Origin of the sequence: Albidovulum sp., assembly GCF_008933605.1 — a bacterium.
GTDB lineage: Bacteria > Pseudomonadota > Alphaproteobacteria > Rhodobacterales > Rhodobacteraceae > Albidovulum.
The window spans coordinates 1-18,944 of sequence record NZ_WBUS01000063.1 but is presented as its reverse complement, the minus strand read 5'-3'; the positions used below and the strand labels follow the sequence as shown (position 1 = coordinate 18,944).

Below are 18,944 nucleotides of genomic sequence, written 5' to 3'. Positions count from 1 at the left end.
ACTGTCGCGGGTCTCTGGTTCGGCTATGCCGGGCTCGGCGACGCGGACGCGCTCGCGCGCCTCGTCGGGGTGGATGCGGTCGCCGGGGCGACGGATCTCTTGCCGGGAGGCGACACGGTCCCGTTCCTGGCCGGATGGGAGGGTTGACGATGGCGGAGCCGGAAACGCCGAAGGACGCGGCCCCCGCGCCGTCCGCGCCGGGCGGACGCTGGAAGACCTGGGCGCTCGTCGTGTCGCTGGCGGTGAACCTCTTCGTGGGCGCGGCCATCCTTGGCGCGGGTCTGCGCCACCACCGCGAGGTGCGCGACGTCGGCTTCGGCCCCTTCACCGAGGCGCTGACCCGCGAGGATCGCAGGGCGCTGCGCGACGCATTCATGGCCGCCGCGCCCGATGCCGGCGCGCGGCGTCGCGAGGCCGCCGAGAACGTGGCCCAACTCGCAGCGGCGCTCCGTGCCGAGCCCTGGGACGCGGCCACCGTAGAGGCCCTGCTGGTGCGCCAGGGATCGCGGGCCGAGGAACGGTTCGCACTCGGCCGTCGGCTCTTCCTCGAGCGCCTTGCGCAGATGACGCCCGAGGCGCGGGCAGCGCTGGCCGACCGTATCGAACGCATGCTGACGCGGGACCGGAAGGGGGGGTGAGCTCCCCGGGGCGGAGCGCGTGCCCTTCCGCCGCTCAGGCCGCTGAGCGGCCGATGGTGACCTGGTTCCGCCCCTCGGCCTTGGCATCGAGAAGTGCCGTGTCCGCGAGGCCGATCAGGTCCTCGAGCCCGCGCGCGCCGCGTCCGCCGAGGGCGAGCCCGATGGACGTCGTCACCGCGACGCCGCTGCCGTCCTTGAGCCGGACCGGCCGTTCGCCCACCACGCGGCGGAGACGCTCGGCGGTCGCCCGCGCCGCATCGAGCGTGGTGTCGGGGAGCGCCACGAGAAACTCCTCGCCGCCGATCCGCGCGATGAGGTCCACCGCCCGCAGGTTCGACCTGAGCCGGTCCGCCACCTCGACAAGCACCGCGTCGCCTGCCGCGTGGCCGAGCGTGTCGTTGATCGCCTTGAAGCGGTCGAGGTCGAGCACCATGACCGCGAACTGACGTCCGGTCGCCTCTGCCCGTTCGGCGATGCGCGCCAGATGCGGCAAGGCATAGCGGCGGTTGTGCAGGCCCGTGAGCGGGTCCATCATGGCGAGGCGCAGTCCGTCGGCGACCGACGCGCGCAGCCGGTCGGACTGCCGCTTGCGCGCGATCTGGGTGGTGATCCGGAGCGCCATTTCCGCCGGGTCGGCGTTTTCCTCGATCAGGTCGGCCGCGCCGAGGTCGAGCGCGACGGCCGCCACTTCCCGTCCCTGCGCGGGCAGCATGACGCAGACCGAGGAATAGCGCGTGGCCGCGCGCGAGCGCAGTTCCGACATGAGCCTGAGCCCTTCGCCGGCCCGGCCGAGATCGGCGGCCACCACGAAGACGTCCGGTACCTTGCCACCGGCAAAGGTGCCGAGCGCGGTTTCCCGGTCGAGCACCAGGATGCGGTCGCCGAGGTGGCCCTGCAACTCCCGCTTCCAGGCGAGCGCGGTCTCGGCCCGCCCGGCGACGAGCCCGACGAGCGCCTGGCCCGCGAATTCCTGCGCGGCCTCCGCGAAACCGAGTTCCCGGTAGGTGCTGTCGCGCAGGCCGAGCTGTTCGGCCGTTTCACGCGCCCGGAGCAGGCTTCTGAGCCTTGCGAGCAGCACGAGCTCGTCGATGGGCTTCCAGAACACCTCCTCGGCACCGGCCTTCAGCGCGTCCATTTTGCGGGCGCTGTCGCGGAAGGCGGTGATCATCACCACGGGGATGTCGCGCGTCGCGGGGTCGGCCTTCAGAGCCTCGCAGACGGTGATTCCATCCATGTCGGGCAATTCCACGTCCAGAAGCACAAGATCGGGCCGCAGCGACCGCGCGAGCCCCAGCGCTTCGGCGCCACTTGCCGCCTGCACGGTCTCGTAATAGGCGGCGGCGAGCTTCACCTTCAGCACGATGCGGTTTGTCGCGACGTCGTCCACAATGAGAATCTTGCCGGCCACGGGGGGCCTCCGTTCGCTTTACTTCACCGTTCCTTGCACTCATCTTTCGTTTGCAATGGTTAAGAAATGCTTTCCGCGAAGGTAACGGATGCGTAAGAACGGGCCCGCGGGGGCGGAATTCGCCGAGACGCTCGCGTTGCACGCGCTGGCCTGGCTCGTGGGCAATCACGAGTTGCTGTCGGTGTTCCTCGGTGCGACGGGAACCTCGGCCGAAGAACTCCGCGCGCGGGCAGCCGAGCCGGATTTCCTGGTGTCGACGCTCGACTTCCTGCTGATGGACGACGCCTGGATCGTCGCCTTCTGCGATGCCGCGGGCTACGCCTATTCCGATCCGCTGGCGGCCCGCCGGGCGCTGCCCGGCGGCGCCGAGACGCACTGGACCTGACCCATTGCGCCGGACCGGCAAAGCGGCGAATGTCGCGCGGCCGGGGCTCGGGTAGCCGGGACCGGGCGTGCGGCAAACGGCGACGGGGACGGGAATGGGAACGGCGGTGATCCGGGGACTTCTTTTCGACAAGGACGGCACGCTGTTCGATTTCCGGGCGACCTGGGGTGCGTGGTCGCGCCGCCTGCTCGTGAACCTCGCGGAGGAGGCAGGGGTGGTGCCCGAGGTACTCGGCCGCGCGGTCGGCTATGACGTTGCGACCGGCACATTCGCCCGCGACAGCGCCGTGATCGCCCACCCGGTGCCTGAGATCGCGGCGCTCTTGCTGCCGCATCTTCCCGGCATGGCGCCGGATGCGCTCGTCGCGCGGATGAACGCGCTTTCAGCCGAGGCGGAGCTTGTGCCCGCGGTCCCGCTGCCGCCGCTCTTCGAGCGCTTCCGCGCCATGGGGCTGAAGATCGGACTTGTCACCAACGACGGCGAGGAGCCTGCGCGCGCGCATCTCGTCTGGGCCGGGGTGGAGCGCTACTTCGATTTCATTGCCGGTTTCGACAGCGGCCATGGTGCAAAGCCCCAGCCGGGGCCGCTGCTGGCTTTCGCCCGGGCGATGGGGCTCGACCCCTCCGGCGTCGCGATGATCGGGGACAGCCGCCACGACCTCCTGGCCGGCCGCGCCGCGGGAATGCCGACCGTCGCGGTGCTTACCGGCGTCGCGGACGCCGCGGAACTGGCCTCCGTCGCCGACGTCGTGCTGCCCGACATCGGCCATCTGCCCGGCTGGCTGGCCACCCGGGAGGCCGCCCCAGCCTGACCTCGCGCAGCGTCGGCGGTTCAAAAACGACGCATTCCCGTCGCAACAGGCGGCGAAGCGCGCGGACCGCGCCCCATTCTTGGGCGACCGGCAACGGAGGGCGGCGATGGGAAGCGAACCGAAACGCAGGCGGGCAGGGGGAAGGGCAGGCCATGCCGAACGTGCCGGCGGGCGCGCGATCGAGCAGATGCCCTGGCGCATCCCGATCAATCCGGACCGGCCGATGGAGCCGCTGGACGACACCGGCGTTCAGGCGATCCACAAGGGCGCCATGCGCATCCTCAAGGACATCGGAATCCGCTTCCTGAACGAGGAGGCGCTGGCGCTCTTCCGTCAGGCCGGGGTGCGGGTGGATGGCGAGACGGTCCGGATGGACGAGGATTTCGTGATGGAGATGGTGGGCCGCGCGCCCCGCCGCTTCACCGTCACGCCGCGCAACCCGGACCGGACGCTGACCTTCGGGGGCCGCGAGATCTATTTCGGCAACGTCTCCTCGCCGCCGAACTACTGGGACCTCGCCCGTGGCAAGGTGCCGGGGTTCATGGAGGGGTTCCGCGACTTCATCAAGCTGACGCAGTATTTCAACTGCATCCATTTTGCTGGCGGCTACCCGGTGGAGCCGGTCGACGTCCACCCCTCGATCCGCCATCTCGACTGCCTTTTCGAAAAGCTGACGCTGACCGACAAGGTCTGCCACGCCTATGCGCTGGGCAAGGAACGCGTCGAGGACGCGATGGAGATGGTGCGGATCGCCGGCGGGCTCAGCCACGAGGAATTCCGGGCGAGCCCCCGGATGTTCACCAACATCAACTCGGTGTCGCCGCTCAAGCACGATTTCCCGATGATCGACGGGGCGCTCAGGCTCGCCCGCGCCGGCCAGTTGGTCGTCGTCACGCCCTTCACGCTCGCGGGCGCGATGGCCCCGGTGACGATGGCGGGGGCGGTGACTCTTTCCATCGCCGAGGCACTCAGCGCGATCGCGCTCCTGCAATATGCCGCGCCGGGGTCGCCGGCGATGATCGGCACCTTCACCTCGAACGTCGACATGAAGTCGGGCGCGCCGGCCTTCGGTACGCCCGAATACATGCGCGCCACCCAGATGACCGGGCAACTCGCCCGGCTCTACGGCCTGCCACTGCGCTCCTCCGGCGTCTGCGCCGCGAACGTGCCCGACGGCCAGTCGATGTGGGAGACCTCCAACAGCCTCTGGGCAGCCATGCAGTCGGGCACCAACATGGTCTATCACGCGGCGGGATGGCTTGAAGGCGGGCTGATCGCCAGCCCCGAGAAGTTCGTGATGGACTGCGAGGTGGTGCAGATGCTCCAGCGCTACATGGAGCCCCAGGTCTGGGCCACGACGCCCGACGACATCGCCGTGGAGACCATCGCCGAGGTGGGGGCCGAAGGACATTACTTCGGCTGCCAGCACACGCAGGACCGCTACAGCACCGCCTTCTACGCGCCCTTCGCCTCCGACTGGCGCAATTTCGAAGCCTGGCAGATCGACGGTGCGATCTGGACCGCCGAGCGTGCGCACCGGATCGCCAAGGCGATCCTCGCGGAGTTCGAGGCGCCGCCGATGGACGACGCCGTGCGGGAGGAGCTTCGCGCCTTCGTGGCCCGTCGCAAGGAAGAAGGCGGTGCGCCCACCGATTTCTGAGCAATTGTAGCGGTTCGGCTTTTCTTAACCCCCCTTCGCGTAGCGTTTTCGCGTGAAGGGGGGCCCATGCACGGTCTTGTCAACCGCTCGATCCAGTGCTTCCTGCGGGACACCTACGGCCCGGATGTATGGGCCGGCGTGGCCGTCGATGCCGGATTCGATCCGCAGGGGTTCGAGGCGCTCGAACTCTATGACGCCGCCGTCACAGATGCCGTTCTCTTCGCCGCCGCCCGCCGTCTCGACAAGCCGCGCGAAGTCTTGCTGGAGGATGTGGGGATCTATCTTGTCGGCGTCGAGCCGCTTCGCCGCCTGCTCCGCTTCGGTGGCGAGAGCTACGAGGACTTCCTGCATTCGCTCGACGAACTGCCCGACCGGGTGCACCTTGCCGTCTCCGACCTCGAGCTTCCCGCACTCGCACTCGACGCCACCGGACCCTCGCGCTATCGGCTGTGCTGCGTCGGCCCCCAGCCGGGTTTCGGTTTCGTCTTTGCCGGCATCCTGCGGGCCATGGCGGACGACTACGGCGCGCTCGCGCTGATCGAACCGGGAGAGGCCGCAGGTGAGCTCGAGACCGTGGCGATCGAACTCCTCGACTCGTCCTTCGCGGCCGGGCGCGACTTCGCGCTCGCGCTGCCGGAGGCGCGGTGATGGACGGCGCCCGGCCCGATGACCCGGTCGTTCTTGCCGCCGCGGATCTCGGCCGGCTGATGCCCCTGTCGCTGTGGGTGGTCCCGGACGGGCAGATCAGGGCGGCGGGTCCGACCCTCGCCAGGGTCTGCGGACCGGATCCGATCGAGGGCGCGCGATTCCTCGACCGGTTCGAACTGACCCGCCCCCGATCCGCGGCAACGATGGAGGAGGTCCGACGGCTCGCCGGCCAGAGGCTGCAACTGCGGTTGCGCCAGGGCGCGCGCACTGCGTTTCGCGGCCATCTCGTCGCACTCCGGGAGGATCGGGGGATCCTCGTCAACCTCTCCTTCGGTATCGCCGTCGCCGAGGCGGTGCGCGAGCATCGGCTTACCAGCGCCGATTTTGCCCCGACCGACCTGACCGTCGAGCTTCTCTACCTGACCGAGGCCAAGGCCGTCGTCATGGACGAACTCGCCGCGCTCAATCGACGCCTCCGGGCCGCGCGAAGCGCCGCCGAAACCCAGGCGATGACCGACGCGCTGACCGGACTGGCGAACCGCCGCGCGCTCGACGCGGCGCTCGCCCGCGCGATCGAGGCAGCCGCCCGCGGCCGGCGCGGCTTCGCGCTGCTGCACCTCGACCTCGATCTCTTCAAGCGGGTCAACGACACGCTCGGCCACGCGGCGGGGGATCTCGTGCTGCTTCGGGTCGCCGAAGTGCTGCGCGCGGAGACCCGCAAACACGACACGGTCGCGCGCGTGGGGGGCGACGAGTTCGTGGTGATCCTCCCGGGCCAGGTGGACGCCGGGCAGATTGACGCCGTGGCCGCGCGGATCATCGCGGGGCTGGAGGCGCCGATCGACTGCGCCGGCAAGCCATGCCGTATTTCCGGTTCGATCGGTGCAACGGTCTCCTCCCACTATGCGGTCCCGGACGCGGAGGCGATGCTGGGCGATGCCGACGCGGCGCTCTATGCGTCCAAGCGCCTCGGGCGGGGCCGCTGCACGCTCTTCAGGCCAGGAACGCGCCTGCCCGCGGACAAGCGCAAACCGGGGCGCGACTGAGTCCGCGCTCAGCCCGCCGCTGCGGCGACCCTGTCCAGCCGTGGCAGGGCCGTCGCCATCCGCGACAGGCCGGGTGCGAGCGGAAAGAGTGCTGCCTGCACGGAATGGTAGATATCCGGCTTGCCGCGAAAAAGGGTCTCGGCCGGGCGCCCCGCTTCGTCGATTTCCGGGTACCAGCCGCCGCGCCCGGCGTCGATGAAATGCGCTTCGGCGAAGCGCCAGAGGCGGCGGTACCAGACCTCGTCCGCCGGGTTCCTCTCGAGCTTGATCAGTGCCGCGAGGGCGCCAAGCGCTTCCGTCACCGGCCACCAGTAGCGCGCCCGGACCGCCGGCCGTCCGTCATGCCCGAGCGTGTAGAGGATGCCTCCGCGTTCCTCGTCCCAGCCGTCGGCAAGGGCGCGCTCGACGAGGAGCCGCGCGGTCGCGGGCGAGCCATCGGACGGCCGTCCCCGCAGGTCCCAGTATTGCAACAGCAGGCGTGCGAGCTCGAACGAATGGCCGGGCGTGGTGCCGGCGGGGCGGAACATCGGGTCGCCGCGGTAGTCCCGGTCGATCCGCCAGTCTGCCGTGTAGTGCTCCGGCACCCGCCATCCCTCGGCCGGGGCGATCCGGCTGAGGAAGAAGTCGAGGATCCGGCCGGCACGGTCGAGGCAACGCCCGCGCCCCGTCACCTCGAACGCGGCGAGCAGCGCCTCCACCGCATGCATGTTCGCGTTCATGCCGCGATAGCTGGACAGCGCCGACCAGTCGCGCGTCCATTCGTCGACGAAGAGCCCGGGCCGGTCGTCCCAGAAATGCCGGTCGAGGACAGTCTCGACATCGACGATGAGTCTTTCGGCGTCGGGATGCGCGGCCAGCCTTGCACTCGCTGCTGCGAGGAGGACGAAGACATGGCCGTAGGCGAGCTTGCGGCCGTCGTGCACCCGGTCGCCGTCGAACGCCCAGACATAGCCACCAACCTCGCTGTCGCGGTGCTGCCGCCAGAGACAGGACATCCCCTGGTCGATGACGTCGTCCGATCCCGCAACGCCGGCGAGTTTGCCGAGGGCATAGGAGTGGACGAGCCGGGTGGTGGTGTGCAGTTCCTGGATTGTCCCCGCGAGGGGGCTGCCGTCGGGACCGAGCAGGTGGAAGCCGCCGCCGGAACGCGGGCTTGCACGGAAGAACGCGAACTGGCGCAGCGCCTCCCGGGCAAGAAAGGCGCGGTGCATCGGATCGTCGAGCCAGGCGCCGCGAGCTTCGCCGGACGACAGGGGCGACAGGGCCATGGATCACCTCGGGACATTCCGGCGTCACCGTAGCGCGCCGCGGCCCGGGTGGCCACAGCAGCTCAGCGGGACGGATCGAGGCCGGTCGGAGTGCGGAGTCGTCGATGCCAGTTCCGGGGCGCGACCGATCGCCACGGGGTTGATCTCGATCAAGGACCGGCCGGGGGGGTCTGCGGCATTGGGACGCCATGAAACGTGCTATCCGGTCCCTTCTGGTCATCCTGAACGTATTGGCGCTCTGCCTTTACGGCATCGCGGCGCCGGCCTCGGCCGGGGTGGCCATGGGGACGTCAGAGGTCGTGATCTGTGGCGAGGACGGGCCGGAGACGATTCGGATGACGGCCGAGGGTACACCGGCCGAGTCGCCCCACGATTGCGGCAAGTGTCTCGCCTGCCTCGCCTGTGGATCCGGCCATCCGGCCAAGCCGGCCGCCGTCCCGCAGCCGGCGGCGGTCTTTGCGCGCTTTTCTCCCGACTGGACGGCGGAGCCCGCCGTCGCCCGTTACATGCCACGCCCGCAGACGCGGGGTCCCCCGGATTGCACGGCGGATGTGACCCACCTTCCGGCCGCTGCGGCCGGCGAGGCGAGGGTGCCATCCGTCCTTGCGGCACCTGACCATCCTCCGGTCGGGTACCGCGACGTCACGCAAGACCGTCGGGCGAAAAACGAGGTTGCCCGATGAAGTTCCTCCCGGCCGTATTCCTGTCGCTCGCGCTCGGCCTCTTTCTCGCCCTGCCGCTGCGCGCCGAAACGGTTCTCTCCAAATACATTGCGGAGGTTCCCGCCGATGTCCTCGTTCCGGGGGCCGACGGCTACGGACCCATCCGCGCGGATCAGCCCGTCGCGCCCGTCCTGAAGGGGCAGGATACGATCGGCTGGGTCTTCGCGACGTCCGATTTCGTCTCGACCACGGGCTATTCCGGCAAGCCGATCCATACGTTGGTCGCCGTCGATGACGCCGCGAAGGTCATCGGTGTGAAGCTTGTGAAGCATTCCGAGCCCATTGTCCTGATCGGCATCCCGGATTCGAAGATGCAGGCGCTCGCGGCCGGTTACGCGGGGCTCGACCTCGTGGCCGAGGCGCAGTCCGGCGGGACGGCGCATGACCTCGAGATCATCTCCGGCGCGACCGTGACCGTCATGGTGATCGACGATTCCATCGTCCGGGCCGGGCTGAAGGTCGCGCGAGCCCTCGGCCTCGGCGGGCTCACCCCCGATGCGGCGAGTCAGGGGCCGCAATTCGAACTGAACCCCGAGGCCACCGCGGCGTCCGACTGGATGACGCTGGAGGGCGACGGCACGCTGCGGCGTCTCTCCCTCGACGTCGGCCAGGTCAACGCCGCCTTTGCCGCGCTCGGCGACCCGCGCTCGGACGCCCGTGCCCTCACCGAGCCCGCCGAGACGACCTTCATCGAGATGCAGGCCGCGCTCGTCTCCCACCGCGCGATCGCCAAGGCGCTTCTGGGCGAGGCGGAGGCGAAGAACGTCGCGTCGTGGCTTGCGCCCGGGGACCACGCCATCGCCGTGGTGGGCCGCGGCCTCTATAGCTTCAAGGGCTCAGGCTATGTGCGGGGCGGCATCTTCGACCGGATCGTGCTGATCCAGGACGACATTTCGGTGCGATTCCGCGACCGTATGCACAAGCGCATCGTCGCGGTCGCCGCCGAGGGGGCGCCTGCATTCGCCGAGGCCGACCTCTTCAAGATCCCGGCAGACACCGGTTTCGATCCGGCGAAACCCTTCCGCATCCAGCTTCTGGTCCAGCGCGAGGTGGGGGCGATCGAGAAGGTCTTCACCACCTTCGACCTTGGCTACCAACTGCCGCCGAAATACCTGCGCGCGGTCGCCCGGGCTCCGGCCGAGACGGAAGCTGCCGTCGCCGAGGTCGCCGCACGGGACGAGGCGGCGGCGCATCAGGCGCTCTGGAAGCGCATCTGGCTGGACAAGCAGCCCGCCATTGCGGCGACGGCGGCGATGCTGGCGGTGCTGACGCTGGTGTTCTTCTTCCAGACCCTCGCCACGCGGAACGCGCGCGCCTTCTTCTGGTTCCGGATGGGCTTTCTGACGGTGACGCTCGTCTTCCTCGGCTGGTACTCGAATGCCCAGCTCTCGGTGGTGAACCTGATGGCGCTCTTCGGCGCGCTCGTCTCGGGCTTCTCCTGGCAGGCGTTCCTTCTGGATCCGCTGACCTTCATCCTCTGGTTCGCCGTTGCCGCCGCGCTCCTCTTCTGGGGGCGGGGGGCCTACTGCGGCTGGCTCTGCCCCTTCGGGGCACTGCAGGAGATCACCAACCGCATCGCCCGTGCGTTCCACGTGCCGCAATGGACGCTGCCCTGGGGCCTGCACGAGCGGCTCTGGCCGATAAAGTACATCCTCTTCCTCGGGCTCTTCGGCGTCTCGCTCATGTCCATCGAACAGGCCGAGCACCTGGCCGAGGTGGAACCCTTCAAGACCGCGATCGTGCTGAAATTCGTGCGGACCTGGCCTTACGTCGCCTATGCGCTGGCCCTCCTGGCGGCGGGGCTTTTCGTGGAGCGGTTCTACTGCCGCTATCTCTGCCCCCTCGGCGCGGCGCTGGCGATCCCGGCGCGGCTGCGCATGTTCGATTGGCTCAAGCGCTACCGTGAATGCGGCCATCCGTGCCAGACCTGCGCCAACCAATGCCCCGTTCAGGCGATCCACCCAACGGGAGAGATCAACCCGAACGAATGCGTGGACTGCCTGCACTGTCAGGTTCTTTACCAGTCGAAGACGATCTGCCCGGTCGTCATCAAGAAGATGAAGCGCCGCGACGCCGTGGGCACGGCGGTACCGCGCGACCTGACCGGCCATCCGAACTCACCCAAGTCCCATCCCGCTGAATGAAAGGACAGATCATGTCTGAGGGAATCTCCACCAAGATCACGCGCCGCGGCATTCTCGGCGCCACGGCCGGAGGCGCGGCGCTTGCCGGCGTGCTCGGCGGGCGTGCGGCCCTGACCGGAGGCGCCATCGGCGCCGCCACCCTCGCCGGAACCAGCCCCGCGAGCGCGGCCGGCGAGGCTTCCGTCGCACCCGGCCAACTCGACGAGTATTACGGCTTCTGGTCCTCGGGGCAGACCGGCGAACTGCGCATCCTCGGCGTGCCGTCTATGCGCGAACTGATGCGGGTGCCGGTGTTCAACCGCTGCTCGGCCACCGGCTGGGGACAGACCAACGAGTCCCTCCGCATCCACCAGCGGACGATGAGCGAGAAGACCAAGAACTACCTTGCCGCCAACGGCAAGAAGATCCATGACAATGGCGACCTGCACCACGTCCACATGTCCTATACCGAGGGCAAGTACGACGGGCAGTACCTCTTCATGAACGACAAGGCCAATACCCGCGTGGCCCGGGTGCGCTGCGACGTGATGAAGTGCGACGCCATCCTCGAGGTCCCGAACGCAAAGGCGATCCACGGGATGAGGCCGCAGAAGTGGCCGCGGTCGAACTACATCTTCTGCAACGGCGAGGACGAGGCGCCGCTGGTCAACGACGGCAAGACCATGGCCGACGTGTCCACCTACGTGAACATCTTCTCGGCCGTGGACACCGACAAGTTCGAGGTCGCCTGGCAGGTCATCGTGTCGGGCAACCTCGACAACTGCGATGCCGACTACGAGGGCAAATGGGCCTTCTCCACCTCCTACAACTCCGAGATGGGGATGAACCTCGCCGACATGACCGCGAGCGAGATGGACCATGTCGTCGTCTTCAACATCGCCGAGATCGAGAAGGCCGTCGCCGCCGGCCAGTTCCAGGAGCTGAACGGCGCGAAGGTGCTCGACGGGCGCAAGGAAGCCAACTCCCAGTTCACCCGCTACATCCCGATCGCCAACAACCCGCATGGCTGCAACATGGCGCCGGACAAGAAGCACCTCTGCATCGGCGGCAAGCTGAGCCCCACGGTGACGGTGATCGACGTGACCAAGCTCGACGCGCTCTTCACCGACAACGCCGAACCGCGCTCGGCGGTCGTGGCCGAGCCGGAACTGGGCCTCGGGCCCCTGCACAACGCCTTCGACGGGCAGGGCAACGTCTACACCTCGCTCTTCCTCGACAGCCAGGTCGTGAAGTGGAACATCGACAAGGCCATTGCGGCCTTCAACGGCGAACAGGTCGATCCGATCATCGAGAAGTTCGACGTCCACTACCAGCCGGGCCACCTCAAGACCTCGCATGGCGAGACGCTCGAGGCCGACGGCAAGTGGCTGACGGTGCTCTGCAAGTTCTCGAAGGACCGCTACCTGAACGTGGGCCCGCTGAAGCCCGAGAACGACCAGCTGTTCGACATCTCGGGCGACAAGGCCGTGCTGGTGCATGACGGCCCGAACTTCGCCGAGCCGCATGATGCCATCGCGGTGCACGCCTCGAAGATGTCCAACATCAGGTCGGTCTGGGACCGCCAGGACCCGATGTGGGCCGAGACCCGCAAGCAGGCCGAGGCGGACGGCGTCAACCTCGACGACTACCAGGACACGGTGATCCGCGACGGTGACAAGGTCAGGATCTACATGTCCAGCCAGGCGCCGAGCTTCTCGCTCGAGGAGTTCACGGTCAAGGAAGGCGACGAGGTGACCGTCATCATCACCAACCTCGATGACATCGACGACCTGACCCACGGCTTCACCGTCGGCAACCATGGCGTCGCCATGGAAATCGGGCCGCAGGCGACCTCCTCGGTCACCTTCACCGCCGCGCAGCCGGGCGTCTACTGGTACTACTGCCAGTGGTTCTGCCACGCACTCCACATGGAGATGCGCGGCCGGATGTTCGTCGAGCCGAGGGACGCCTGATCATGCGGCGCGCCCTGACCATTGCGCTGGCCGGCCTCGCGCTGCCCCTTTGGGCGGCGGAGGTCGAGGTCGCCGCCGGTCCGGGCGCGCTCGCCGAAGCCATCGCCGCGGCTGCCCCCGGCGATGTGCTGCTGCTGACCGACGGGGCCTACCCGGGCCCCGTCATCATCGACCGGCCAATCACCCTGCGCGGCCCACGCGGCGCCGTGGTGGACGGCACGGGGCAGGGTACCGTGATCACCATCGCGGCGCCGGACGTGGTGCTGGAGGGTTTCACCGTCACCGGATCGGGCAAGGCGAACGAGGATCTCGACGCCGGGGTCAAGATTCTCAAGGGGGCCGACCGGGCGCGGGTGACGGGGCTCTACCTCACCGACAACATGCACGGCGTCGATGTCCATGGCGGACGCGACGCGCAGGTCACCGGCAACGTGATTGAGGGCCGGCAGAACCCGCGTATGAACGAGCGCGGCAACGGTGTCTATGTCTGGAACAGTCCCGGAACTGTCGTCGAGGGCAACACGATCCGCTGGGGCCGCGACGGGATATTCTCCAACGCCTCGCGCAAGGGAACCTACCGCAACAACACCTTCCGCGACCTGCGGTTCGCCGTCCATTACATGTATACCCACGACAGCGAGGTCTCGGGCAACATCTCGATCGGCAATCACCTCGGCTTCGCCATCATGTTCTCGGACCGCGTGGTGGTGAAGGACAACCTAAGTCTCGTTGACCGCGAGCACGGGCTGATGCTGAATTACGCCAACGACGCCGACGTGTCGGGGAACCTCGTCCGCGGCGGGGCGAAGAAATGCCTCTTCATCTACAATGCCCACAAGAACCTCATCTTCGACAACCGCTTCGAGGGCTGCGAGATCGGCATCCACTTCACCGCCGGCTCCGAGCGCAACGTGCTGACCGGAAATACCTTCCTCGGCAACCGCGAGCAGGTGAAGTATGTCGGAACCCGCCAGGTCGAATGGAGCTTCGAGGGGAAGGGCAACTACTGGTCCGACCACGCCTCCTACGACCTGAACGGGGACGGCATCGCCGATGGCGTATTCCGTCCCAACGATCTGATGGACCACATCCTGTGGTCGCAGCCGGCGGCGCGCCTGCTCACGGGTTCGCCCGCGGTGCAACTGGTCCGCTGGTCGCAATCCTCCTTCCCTGCGATGCTGCCCGGGGGCGTGACCGACAGCCATCCGCTGATGCAACCCCTTACGATTTCCGTTCCCGCCGCCACCGCCGAGGCCGAAGCCGCCGTGGCGGGGCGCTGGGAGAAAGGCACGACCGATGACCTCGACCTTGACGATCTCGGGACTCACTAAGCGGTTCGAGGGTGTCGCCGCCCTCACCGGTGTGAGCTTCTCCGTCGCCGCCGGCGAACGGGTGGCGCTGCTCGGCCACAACGGCGCGGGCAAGTCCACCATGATGAAGATCATCCTCGGACTCATCCCGGCGAGCGATGGGCGGGTGGAGGTCTGCGGCGCGGCGCCCGGTTCGGCCGAGGCCCGGCGCCGCGTCGCCTACCTGCCCGAGAATGCCGCGTTCCATCCGGCGCTCACCGGGGAGGAGCAGCTTCGCCTCTATCTCAGGCTCCGCGGCGAGGACCCGCGCGGGGCGCTCGCGCTTCTGGAGCGCGTGGGCCTTCATGCTGCGGCCAAGCGCCGGATCGGCACCTATTCGAAGGGAATGCGCCAGCGGGTCGGCCTCGCCCAGGCGCTGATCGGACGTCCGCGCCTTCTGGTACTCGACGAACCGACGAGCGGACTCGACCCCGTGTCGCGGCGCGATTTCTACGCGCTCCTCGATGCCCTCGCGGCCGACGGCGCCTCGATCCTCCTCAGCAGTCACGCCCTGACCGAGGTCGAGGCGCGGACGGACCGCATCCTGATCCTCTCGGAGGGCCGGATGGTGGCCGAAGGCAGCCTCACCGAGCTCCGTCGCAGCGCCGATCTGCCGGTGGCCCTGAATGTCACGCCGCGGAACGGCTACGCCTCCGAAATTGCGGCCAACCTCCCGGGTGCGATCGAGGCCGGGGGCCTTCTGCACCTGACCTGCTCCCAATCGGACAAGCTCGCGGTTTTCGGCCGTATCGCCGGACTTGGGACCAAGGTCGCCGACCTGGAGGTCCTTCCGCCGAGCCTTGAGGACATCTACAGCCACTTCAGCGGGAGGCACGGCCAATGACACGCATTCTTGCCACCGCCGACAGCGAATTCCGCATTGCCCTGCGCAACCGCTGGGTGGCCATCGCCCTCGTGCTGATGGCGGTCTTCTCGCTCGTCCTGTCATTGGCGGGCTCCGCGCCTTCGGGGGGGCTCGGGGCGGACCGGCTTTCGGTCACGGTGGCCTCGCTCACCTCGCTCGCCGTCTATCTGGTGCCGCTCCTCGCGCTCCTGATGAGCTTCGACGCCGTCGCGGGCGAAGTGGAGCGGGGGACGCTGCCGCTGCTCCTGACCTATCCGGTATCGCGTGCCGAGGTGCTCCTGGGCAAGTGCCTCGCGCATGTCGCGATCCTCGCCCTGGCAGTTGCGGCGGGCTACGGGCTGGCGGCCGCCGTGACCTTTGCCTTCGACGACCGGTCGGTGGCGGGGCTGCCGGCGCTCTGGCGGCTCGGCTGGTCCTCGGTGGCGCTGGGCGCGACCTTCCTCGGGGCAGGCTACGCAGTCTCCGCGCTGGCGCGGCGGCCCTCGGGCGCGGCGGGCATGGCGGTCGGTCTCTGGCTCGGCCTCGTGGTGCTCTACGACCTTGCGCTTCTGGCGGCCGTCGTGGCCGACAATGGCGGCTGGTTCACCACCGAGGCCTTTCCGGTGGCACTTCTGGTCAACCCCGCCGATGCGTTCCGCCTGTTCAACCTCGCGGCCTCGGGGGCGAGCGGGGTGTCGGCCGGCGTGGGCGGGGCGGCCTCGGTCATCCCCGTCTGGCAGTCGGTCCTTCCCGTCCTGCTCTGGCCCGTCGCCGCAATGTCGCTCGCCGTTCTCGCCTTCCGGAGGGTCAGCCCATGAAACGCGCGCTCCTTTACGCCCTTGTCCTGTCCGCCTGCCGCGAGGATGCCGTGCAGGCGACCGATCCGGTCGCCCTGACGGCGGATGCGGTGGGGCATTTCTGCCAGATGAACCTTCTGGAGCACGAGGGCCCGAAGGCCCAGGTGCACCTGGAGGGGCTTCCCGGCACGCCGCTCTTCTTCAGCCAGGTGCGCGACGCCGTGACCTACGCCCGTCTTCCCGAACAGAGCCATCCGATCCTCGCGATCTGGGTCAACGACATGGGCGCCGCCGGGGCGACCTGGGCAGAGCCCGGTGCCGCGAACTGGATCGACGCGAAGACCGCGCATTTCGTCGTCGGTTCAAGGCTGGCGGGCGGGATGGGCGCGCCGGAACTCGTGCCCTTCGCGCGGGCGGAGGACGCGGCCGAGTTCGCGCGGGCGAACGGCGGCACGGTCGTGGGTCTTGACGCCATCCCCGACTCTGCCGTGATTGCGCCCGAGGCCGAGACGGTCGCCGAGGATTCCGAATTTGATCGCCGCTTGAAGGCGTTGTCCGAACGTGCCGGGGGATGACATGCTGAACCGTCGCCGCTTCCTGTCGATTGCCGCCGCCGCCTCGCTCCTGCCGGGCGCGGCACGCGCCGTCCCGGTCCATGTCGAGACCGGCAATGCGCTTGGCGCCCGCGTCACCCTGCGGCTGTCGCATCCCGACGCGCCGGCGCTGGCCGCCGCCGCCATGGCGGAGGTCCGCCGCCTTGAACGCATCTTCAGCCTCTATCTTCCGGACTCGGACCTCGTCCGGCTGAATGCCGATGGCGTTCTTCACACGCCGCCTTTCGAGCTTCTGGAGTGCCTGACCCTTGCCGGCGCGGTCCATGACGCGAGCGGCGGGCGCTTCGATCCGACGGTGCAGGCGCTCTGGCGGGCCGAGGCCATGGCGTGCGAACGGGGGGCGCCGCTGACCGGTGCGGAGCGCGCGGCGGCGCTGTCGCGCACGGGCTGGAACCGTGTCCGCCTCGCGCCCGAGAGGATCGACCTCGGGCCGGGATCGACGCTCACGCTCAATGGCATCGCGCAGGGGTACATCGCCGACCGCGTGGCCGCGTTCCTTGCCGCCCGCGGCCTGGCAGAGGCGCTGATCGATACCGGCGAGATGGCCGCGCTGGACGGCCCCGCGCAAGCGGGCTGGCCGGTGCGCCTGCCGGACGGCAGAGAGGTCGGTCTGCGCCGCCGCGCCCTGGCGACCTCCGCGCCCCTCGGCATGACCTTCGGCGGCGACGGCCGGACGAGCCACATCCTCGACCCGCTCGGCGGCCGTCCGGCCCTCCCGCTCTGGCGGTCGGTCAGCGTGACGGCCCCGACGGCCGCGGTGGCCGACGCCCTTTCCACGGCGGCCTGCCTCCTGAAAACGCGGAACGCCGTGGAGCGTCTCTGCGACGGGTTCCCCGGCGCCCGGCTGGCGGCAGCCGTCGCGGCGTAACCGGGGAGCGGGGCCTTCGGTGACCTGTCTGTGGGGAAAGGTGGCAGCCCGTAGGGGAGTCGAACCCCTCTTCCCAGGTTGAAAACCTGGTGTCCTAACCGATAGACGAACGGGCCGCGATTGGCGTGGGGCGGTGTTTAGGCCAGCGGCCGATGACTCGCAAGAGGATTTTTCGGCTTTTTCGCCGCCTTCCGGTCAGGCGCGCGCGGCATCCTCGAGCCTCAGTTGCGGCCTCGCCCGGCCCTGCCAGTGATTGAGTTCCAGCCGGCCGGCGAGGTGGAACCGCAGGCCGCCATGCCGTTCGAGGAGAGGTCCGATGGGGCCGTCGAAGGCGCCGAAGGCCACGGCCTCCACGGGCGCGGCGATCCCGTCGGAAAAGCCGATCCTGAGGTGGCTTTCGCCGATCCGCCGGGCATGGGTCAGGCCCATGGCGGCGAAGGCGAAGCGGGGCGCGGGGGCGCCCTGGCCGAAGGGACCGGCGCGATCGATCTCCTCGATCAGCGCGGGTGTCACCGCCCCCGGCATCATGAGCCCGTCGAGGCGCAGGTCGCGCGGGCCGGGCGACCCGGCCCCCTGCCGGCCGAGGAGGTCCGAAAGCCGTGCCATGGCCGCCTCCAGCCGGTCGCGCGCCACCGTCAGACCGGCCGCCATCCGGTGCCCGCCGCCCTTCAGCAGCAGCCCCTCGCCGGCAATCCGCTGGACCGCGGCGCCAAGGTCGATCCCCTCGACCGAACGGCCCGAGCCCTTGCCCTCGCCGCCCTCGAGCCCGATGACGACGGCGGGCCGGTTCGTCGCCTCCTTCAGCCGCGCGGCGACGATGCCGACGACGCCGGGGTGCCAGCCTTCGCCCGCCGCCCAGACCAGCGGCGCGTCGAGTCCGCGCGCCTCGGCCTGGGCAAGCGCCTCCTCGCGCACCCGCGCCTCGATCTCCCGCCGCTCGGTATTGAGCGCGTCGAGCCTGCGGGCGAGCGCCTCCGCCTCGAACGCGTCGGCCGTGGCGAGGAGCCGGGCGCCGAGGTCGGCCGCGCCGATCCGACCGCCGGCGTTCACGCGCGGACCGAGCAGGAAGCCGAGGTGATACGCCGTCGGCGCCCGGTCCATCCGCGCGATGTCGGCCAGCGCCGTGAGCCCGACGCGTTCCCGCCGTGCCATCACCTTCAGCCCCTGCCGCACGAGCGCGCGATTGACGCCCCTGAGCGGCGCGACGTCGGCGACGGTGGCCAGCGCCACGAGGTCGAGAAGCGCCATGAGGTCGGGCCCCGCCAGCGCCTCCTCGCGCAGGAGCCGGTTCGCCTCCACCAGCATCAGGAAGACGACGGAGGCGGCGCAGAGATGACCGAGATCGCCGCTTTCATCCTGCCGGTTGGGATTGACCACGGCGAGGGCAGGGGGCAGCGTCTCGGCCCCGAGGTGGTGGTCGAGGATGACCACGTCGGCGCCCCTGGCGGCGGCGAGCGGCCCGTGGCTCAGCGTGCCGCAGTCGACGCAGATGATGAGGTCGTGGCGGGCCGCGAGCGCGGCCATCGCGGGCTCGTTCGGCCCATAACCCTCGTCGATCCGGTCGGGGATGTAGAGTGTCGCTTCGCGTCCGAAGTGCCTCAGCCACCAGACCAGAAGCGCGGCCGAGGCGCCGCCGTCCACGTCGTAGTCGGCGAAGATCGCGATGCGCTCGCGCCCCTTCAGCGCCTTCACGAAGCGCGTCGCGGCCAACCCCATGTCCTTCAGCGAGCGCGGGTCGGGCAGAAGATCGCGGAGCTGCGGGTCAAGGAACCGCGCCGCCTCCTCCGGCG

17 protein-coding genes and 1 tRNA gene are annotated in these 18,944 nt (G+C 69.3%); 14 read left to right on the top strand and 4 right to left on the bottom strand.

Translation table 11 applies throughout. The annotated features are described in order from the left end of the window. The first annotated feature begins 149 nt into the window (after positions 1–149). Positions 150–638, top strand: coding sequence for a periplasmic heavy metal sensor (locus F9K34_RS10160; protein WP_291336850.1), 489 nt, complete (start codon positions 150–152; stop codon positions 636–638). 34 nt (positions 639–672) lie between these two features. Here the strand turns inward: F9K34_RS10160 and F9K34_RS10155 are convergent, their stop codons facing one another. After that, a complete protein-coding gene (locus tag F9K34_RS10155; RefSeq protein WP_291336849.1) occupies positions 673–2,046 on the bottom strand; it encodes a diguanylate cyclase in 1,374 nt (457 codons plus the stop codon). Between the two features lie 88 nt (positions 2,047–2,134). Between F9K34_RS10155 and F9K34_RS10150 the strand changes: the two genes are divergently transcribed. The 5 genes from F9K34_RS10150 (at position 2,135) to F9K34_RS10130 (ending at position 6,596) form a co-directional block, all read left to right on the top strand. After that, a complete protein-coding gene (locus F9K34_RS10150) occupies positions 2,135–2,431 on the top strand; it encodes a DUF3572 domain-containing protein (protein WP_291336848.1) in 297 nt (98 codons plus the stop codon). Positions 2,432–2,525: 94 nt separating this feature from the next. After that, positions 2,526–3,242, top strand: a complete 717-nt coding sequence (locus F9K34_RS10145; protein ID WP_291336847.1) for an HAD family hydrolase — start codon at positions 2,526–2,528, stop codon at positions 3,240–3,242. 106 nt (positions 3,243–3,348) lie between these two features. Then, entirely contained in the window at positions 3,349–4,902 is a 1,554-nt protein-coding gene (locus F9K34_RS10140) for a trimethylamine methyltransferase family protein (protein ID WP_291336846.1), read from the top strand. A gap of 66 nt (positions 4,903–4,968) precedes the next feature. Then, positions 4,969–5,550 (top strand): heme NO-binding domain-containing protein, encoded by a 582-nt coding sequence (locus F9K34_RS10135; protein ID WP_291336845.1) that lies wholly within the window; start codon positions 4,969–4,971, stop codon positions 5,548–5,550. Continuing rightward, the gene (locus tag F9K34_RS10130) at positions 5,550–6,596 is read left to right on the top strand and encodes a GGDEF domain-containing protein (RefSeq protein WP_291336844.1); all 1,047 of its coding nucleotides are present in this window, start codon (positions 5,550–5,552) and stop codon (positions 6,594–6,596) included. Before F9K34_RS10135 ends, F9K34_RS10130 begins: the two co-directional genes overlap by 1 nt. 8 nt (positions 6,597–6,604) lie before the next feature. On the opposite strand, the gene F9K34_RS10125 is transcribed toward F9K34_RS10130, so the two are convergent. After that, positions 6,605–7,864: an AGE family epimerase/isomerase gene (locus tag F9K34_RS10125; RefSeq protein ID WP_291336843.1), complete on the bottom strand. Its 1,260-nt coding sequence runs from the start codon at positions 7,862–7,864 to the stop codon at positions 6,605–6,607. 188 nt (positions 7,865–8,052) lie between these two features. Here F9K34_RS10125 and F9K34_RS10120 point away from each other — a divergent pair, with 188 nt between their 5' ends. The 8 genes from F9K34_RS10120 to F9K34_RS10085 are packed head-to-tail and all read left to right on the top strand — an operon-like array spanning position 8,053 to position 17,154. After that, positions 8,053–8,547 (top strand): DUF2946 family protein, encoded by a 495-nt coding sequence (locus F9K34_RS10120; protein WP_291336842.1) that lies wholly within the window; start codon positions 8,053–8,055, stop codon positions 8,545–8,547. After that, on the top strand, positions 8,544–10,730 hold the full coding sequence (locus F9K34_RS10115) for a NosR/NirI family protein (protein ID WP_291336841.1): 2,187 nt from the start codon (positions 8,544–8,546) through the stop codon (positions 10,728–10,730). The genes F9K34_RS10120 and F9K34_RS10115 overlap by 4 nt, the downstream gene beginning before the upstream one ends. A gap of 11 nt (positions 10,731–10,741) precedes the next feature. Continuing rightward, positions 10,742–12,682 carry a TAT-dependent nitrous-oxide reductase gene (gene nosZ, locus F9K34_RS10110; RefSeq protein WP_291336840.1) on the top strand — a complete coding sequence of 647 codons (1,941 nt, stop codon included), beginning with the start codon at positions 10,742–10,744 and terminating at the stop codon, positions 12,680–12,682. A gap of 2 nt (positions 12,683–12,684) precedes the next feature. After that, positions 12,685–14,013 carry a nitrous oxide reductase family maturation protein NosD gene (locus F9K34_RS10105; protein WP_291336839.1) on the top strand — a complete coding sequence of 443 codons (1,329 nt, stop codon included), beginning with the start codon at positions 12,685–12,687 and terminating at the stop codon, positions 14,011–14,013. Beyond that, positions 13,979–14,875, top strand: coding sequence for an ABC transporter ATP-binding protein (locus F9K34_RS10100; RefSeq protein ID WP_291336838.1), 897 nt, complete (start codon positions 13,979–13,981; stop codon positions 14,873–14,875). Before F9K34_RS10105 ends, F9K34_RS10100 begins: the two co-directional genes overlap by 35 nt. After that, positions 14,872–15,693, top strand: a complete 822-nt coding sequence (locus F9K34_RS10095) for an ABC transporter permease (protein ID WP_291336837.1) — start codon at positions 14,872–14,874, stop codon at positions 15,691–15,693. The genes F9K34_RS10100 and F9K34_RS10095 overlap by 4 nt, the downstream gene beginning before the upstream one ends. Beyond that, positions 15,690–16,247, top strand: coding sequence for a nitrous oxide reductase accessory protein NosL (locus F9K34_RS10090; protein WP_291336836.1), 558 nt, complete (start codon positions 15,690–15,692; stop codon positions 16,245–16,247). Before F9K34_RS10095 ends, F9K34_RS10090 begins: the two co-directional genes overlap by 4 nt. Before the next feature lies 1 nt (position 16,248). Then, positions 16,249–17,154, top strand: coding sequence for an FAD:protein FMN transferase (locus tag F9K34_RS10085; RefSeq protein ID WP_291336835.1), 906 nt, complete (start codon positions 16,249–16,251; stop codon positions 17,152–17,154). A gap of 41 nt (positions 17,155–17,195) precedes the next feature. Here F9K34_RS10085 and F9K34_RS10080 read toward each other — a convergent pair. Continuing rightward, positions 17,196–17,270 (bottom strand) — tRNA-Glu (locus F9K34_RS10080). A gap of 79 nt (positions 17,271–17,349) precedes the next feature. Next, positions 17,350–18,944, bottom strand: a 1,595-nt coding sequence (recJ, locus tag F9K34_RS10075) for a single-stranded-DNA-specific exonuclease RecJ (RefSeq protein ID WP_291336834.1), incomplete at its 5' end; no start/stop codon positions are given.

Coding starts and splice junctions, on each gene's coding strand:
- F9K34_RS10120 (WP_291336842.1), top strand. CDS start 8,053: ATGAAACGTGCTATCCGGTCCCTTCTGGTCATCCTGAACGTATTGGCG.
- F9K34_RS10125 (WP_291336843.1), bottom strand. CDS start 7,864: ATGGCCCTGTCGCCCCTGTCGTCCGGCGAAGCTCGCGGCGCCTGGCTC.
- F9K34_RS10115 (WP_291336841.1), top strand. CDS start 8,544: ATGAAGTTCCTCCCGGCCGTATTCCTGTCGCTCGCGCTCGGCCTCTTT.
- F9K34_RS10140 (WP_291336846.1), top strand. CDS start 3,349: ATGGGAAGCGAACCGAAACGCAGGCGGGCAGGGGGAAGGGCAGGCCAT.
- F9K34_RS10085 (WP_291336835.1), top strand. CDS start 16,249: ATGCTGAACCGTCGCCGCTTCCTGTCGATTGCCGCCGCCGCCTCGCTC.
- nosZ (WP_291336840.1), top strand. CDS start 10,742: ATGTCTGAGGGAATCTCCACCAAGATCACGCGCCGCGGCATTCTCGGC.
- F9K34_RS10090 (WP_291336836.1), top strand. CDS start 15,690: ATGAAACGCGCGCTCCTTTACGCCCTTGTCCTGTCCGCCTGCCGCGAG.
- F9K34_RS10135 (WP_291336845.1), top strand. CDS start 4,969: ATGCACGGTCTTGTCAACCGCTCGATCCAGTGCTTCCTGCGGGACACC.
- F9K34_RS10095 (WP_291336837.1), top strand. CDS start 14,872: ATGACACGCATTCTTGCCACCGCCGACAGCGAATTCCGCATTGCCCTG.
- F9K34_RS10130 (WP_291336844.1), top strand. CDS start 5,550: ATGGACGGCGCCCGGCCCGATGACCCGGTCGTTCTTGCCGCCGCGGAT.
- F9K34_RS10150 (WP_291336848.1), top strand. CDS start 2,135: ATGCGTAAGAACGGGCCCGCGGGGGCGGAATTCGCCGAGACGCTCGCG.
- F9K34_RS10100 (WP_291336838.1), top strand. CDS start 13,979: ATGACCTCGACCTTGACGATCTCGGGACTCACTAAGCGGTTCGAGGGT.
- F9K34_RS10145 (WP_291336847.1), top strand. CDS start 2,526: ATGGGAACGGCGGTGATCCGGGGACTTCTTTTCGACAAGGACGGCACG.
- F9K34_RS10160 (WP_291336850.1), top strand. CDS start 150: ATGGCGGAGCCGGAAACGCCGAAGGACGCGGCCCCCGCGCCGTCCGCG.
- F9K34_RS10105 (WP_291336839.1), top strand. CDS start 12,685: ATGCGGCGCGCCCTGACCATTGCGCTGGCCGGCCTCGCGCTGCCCCTT.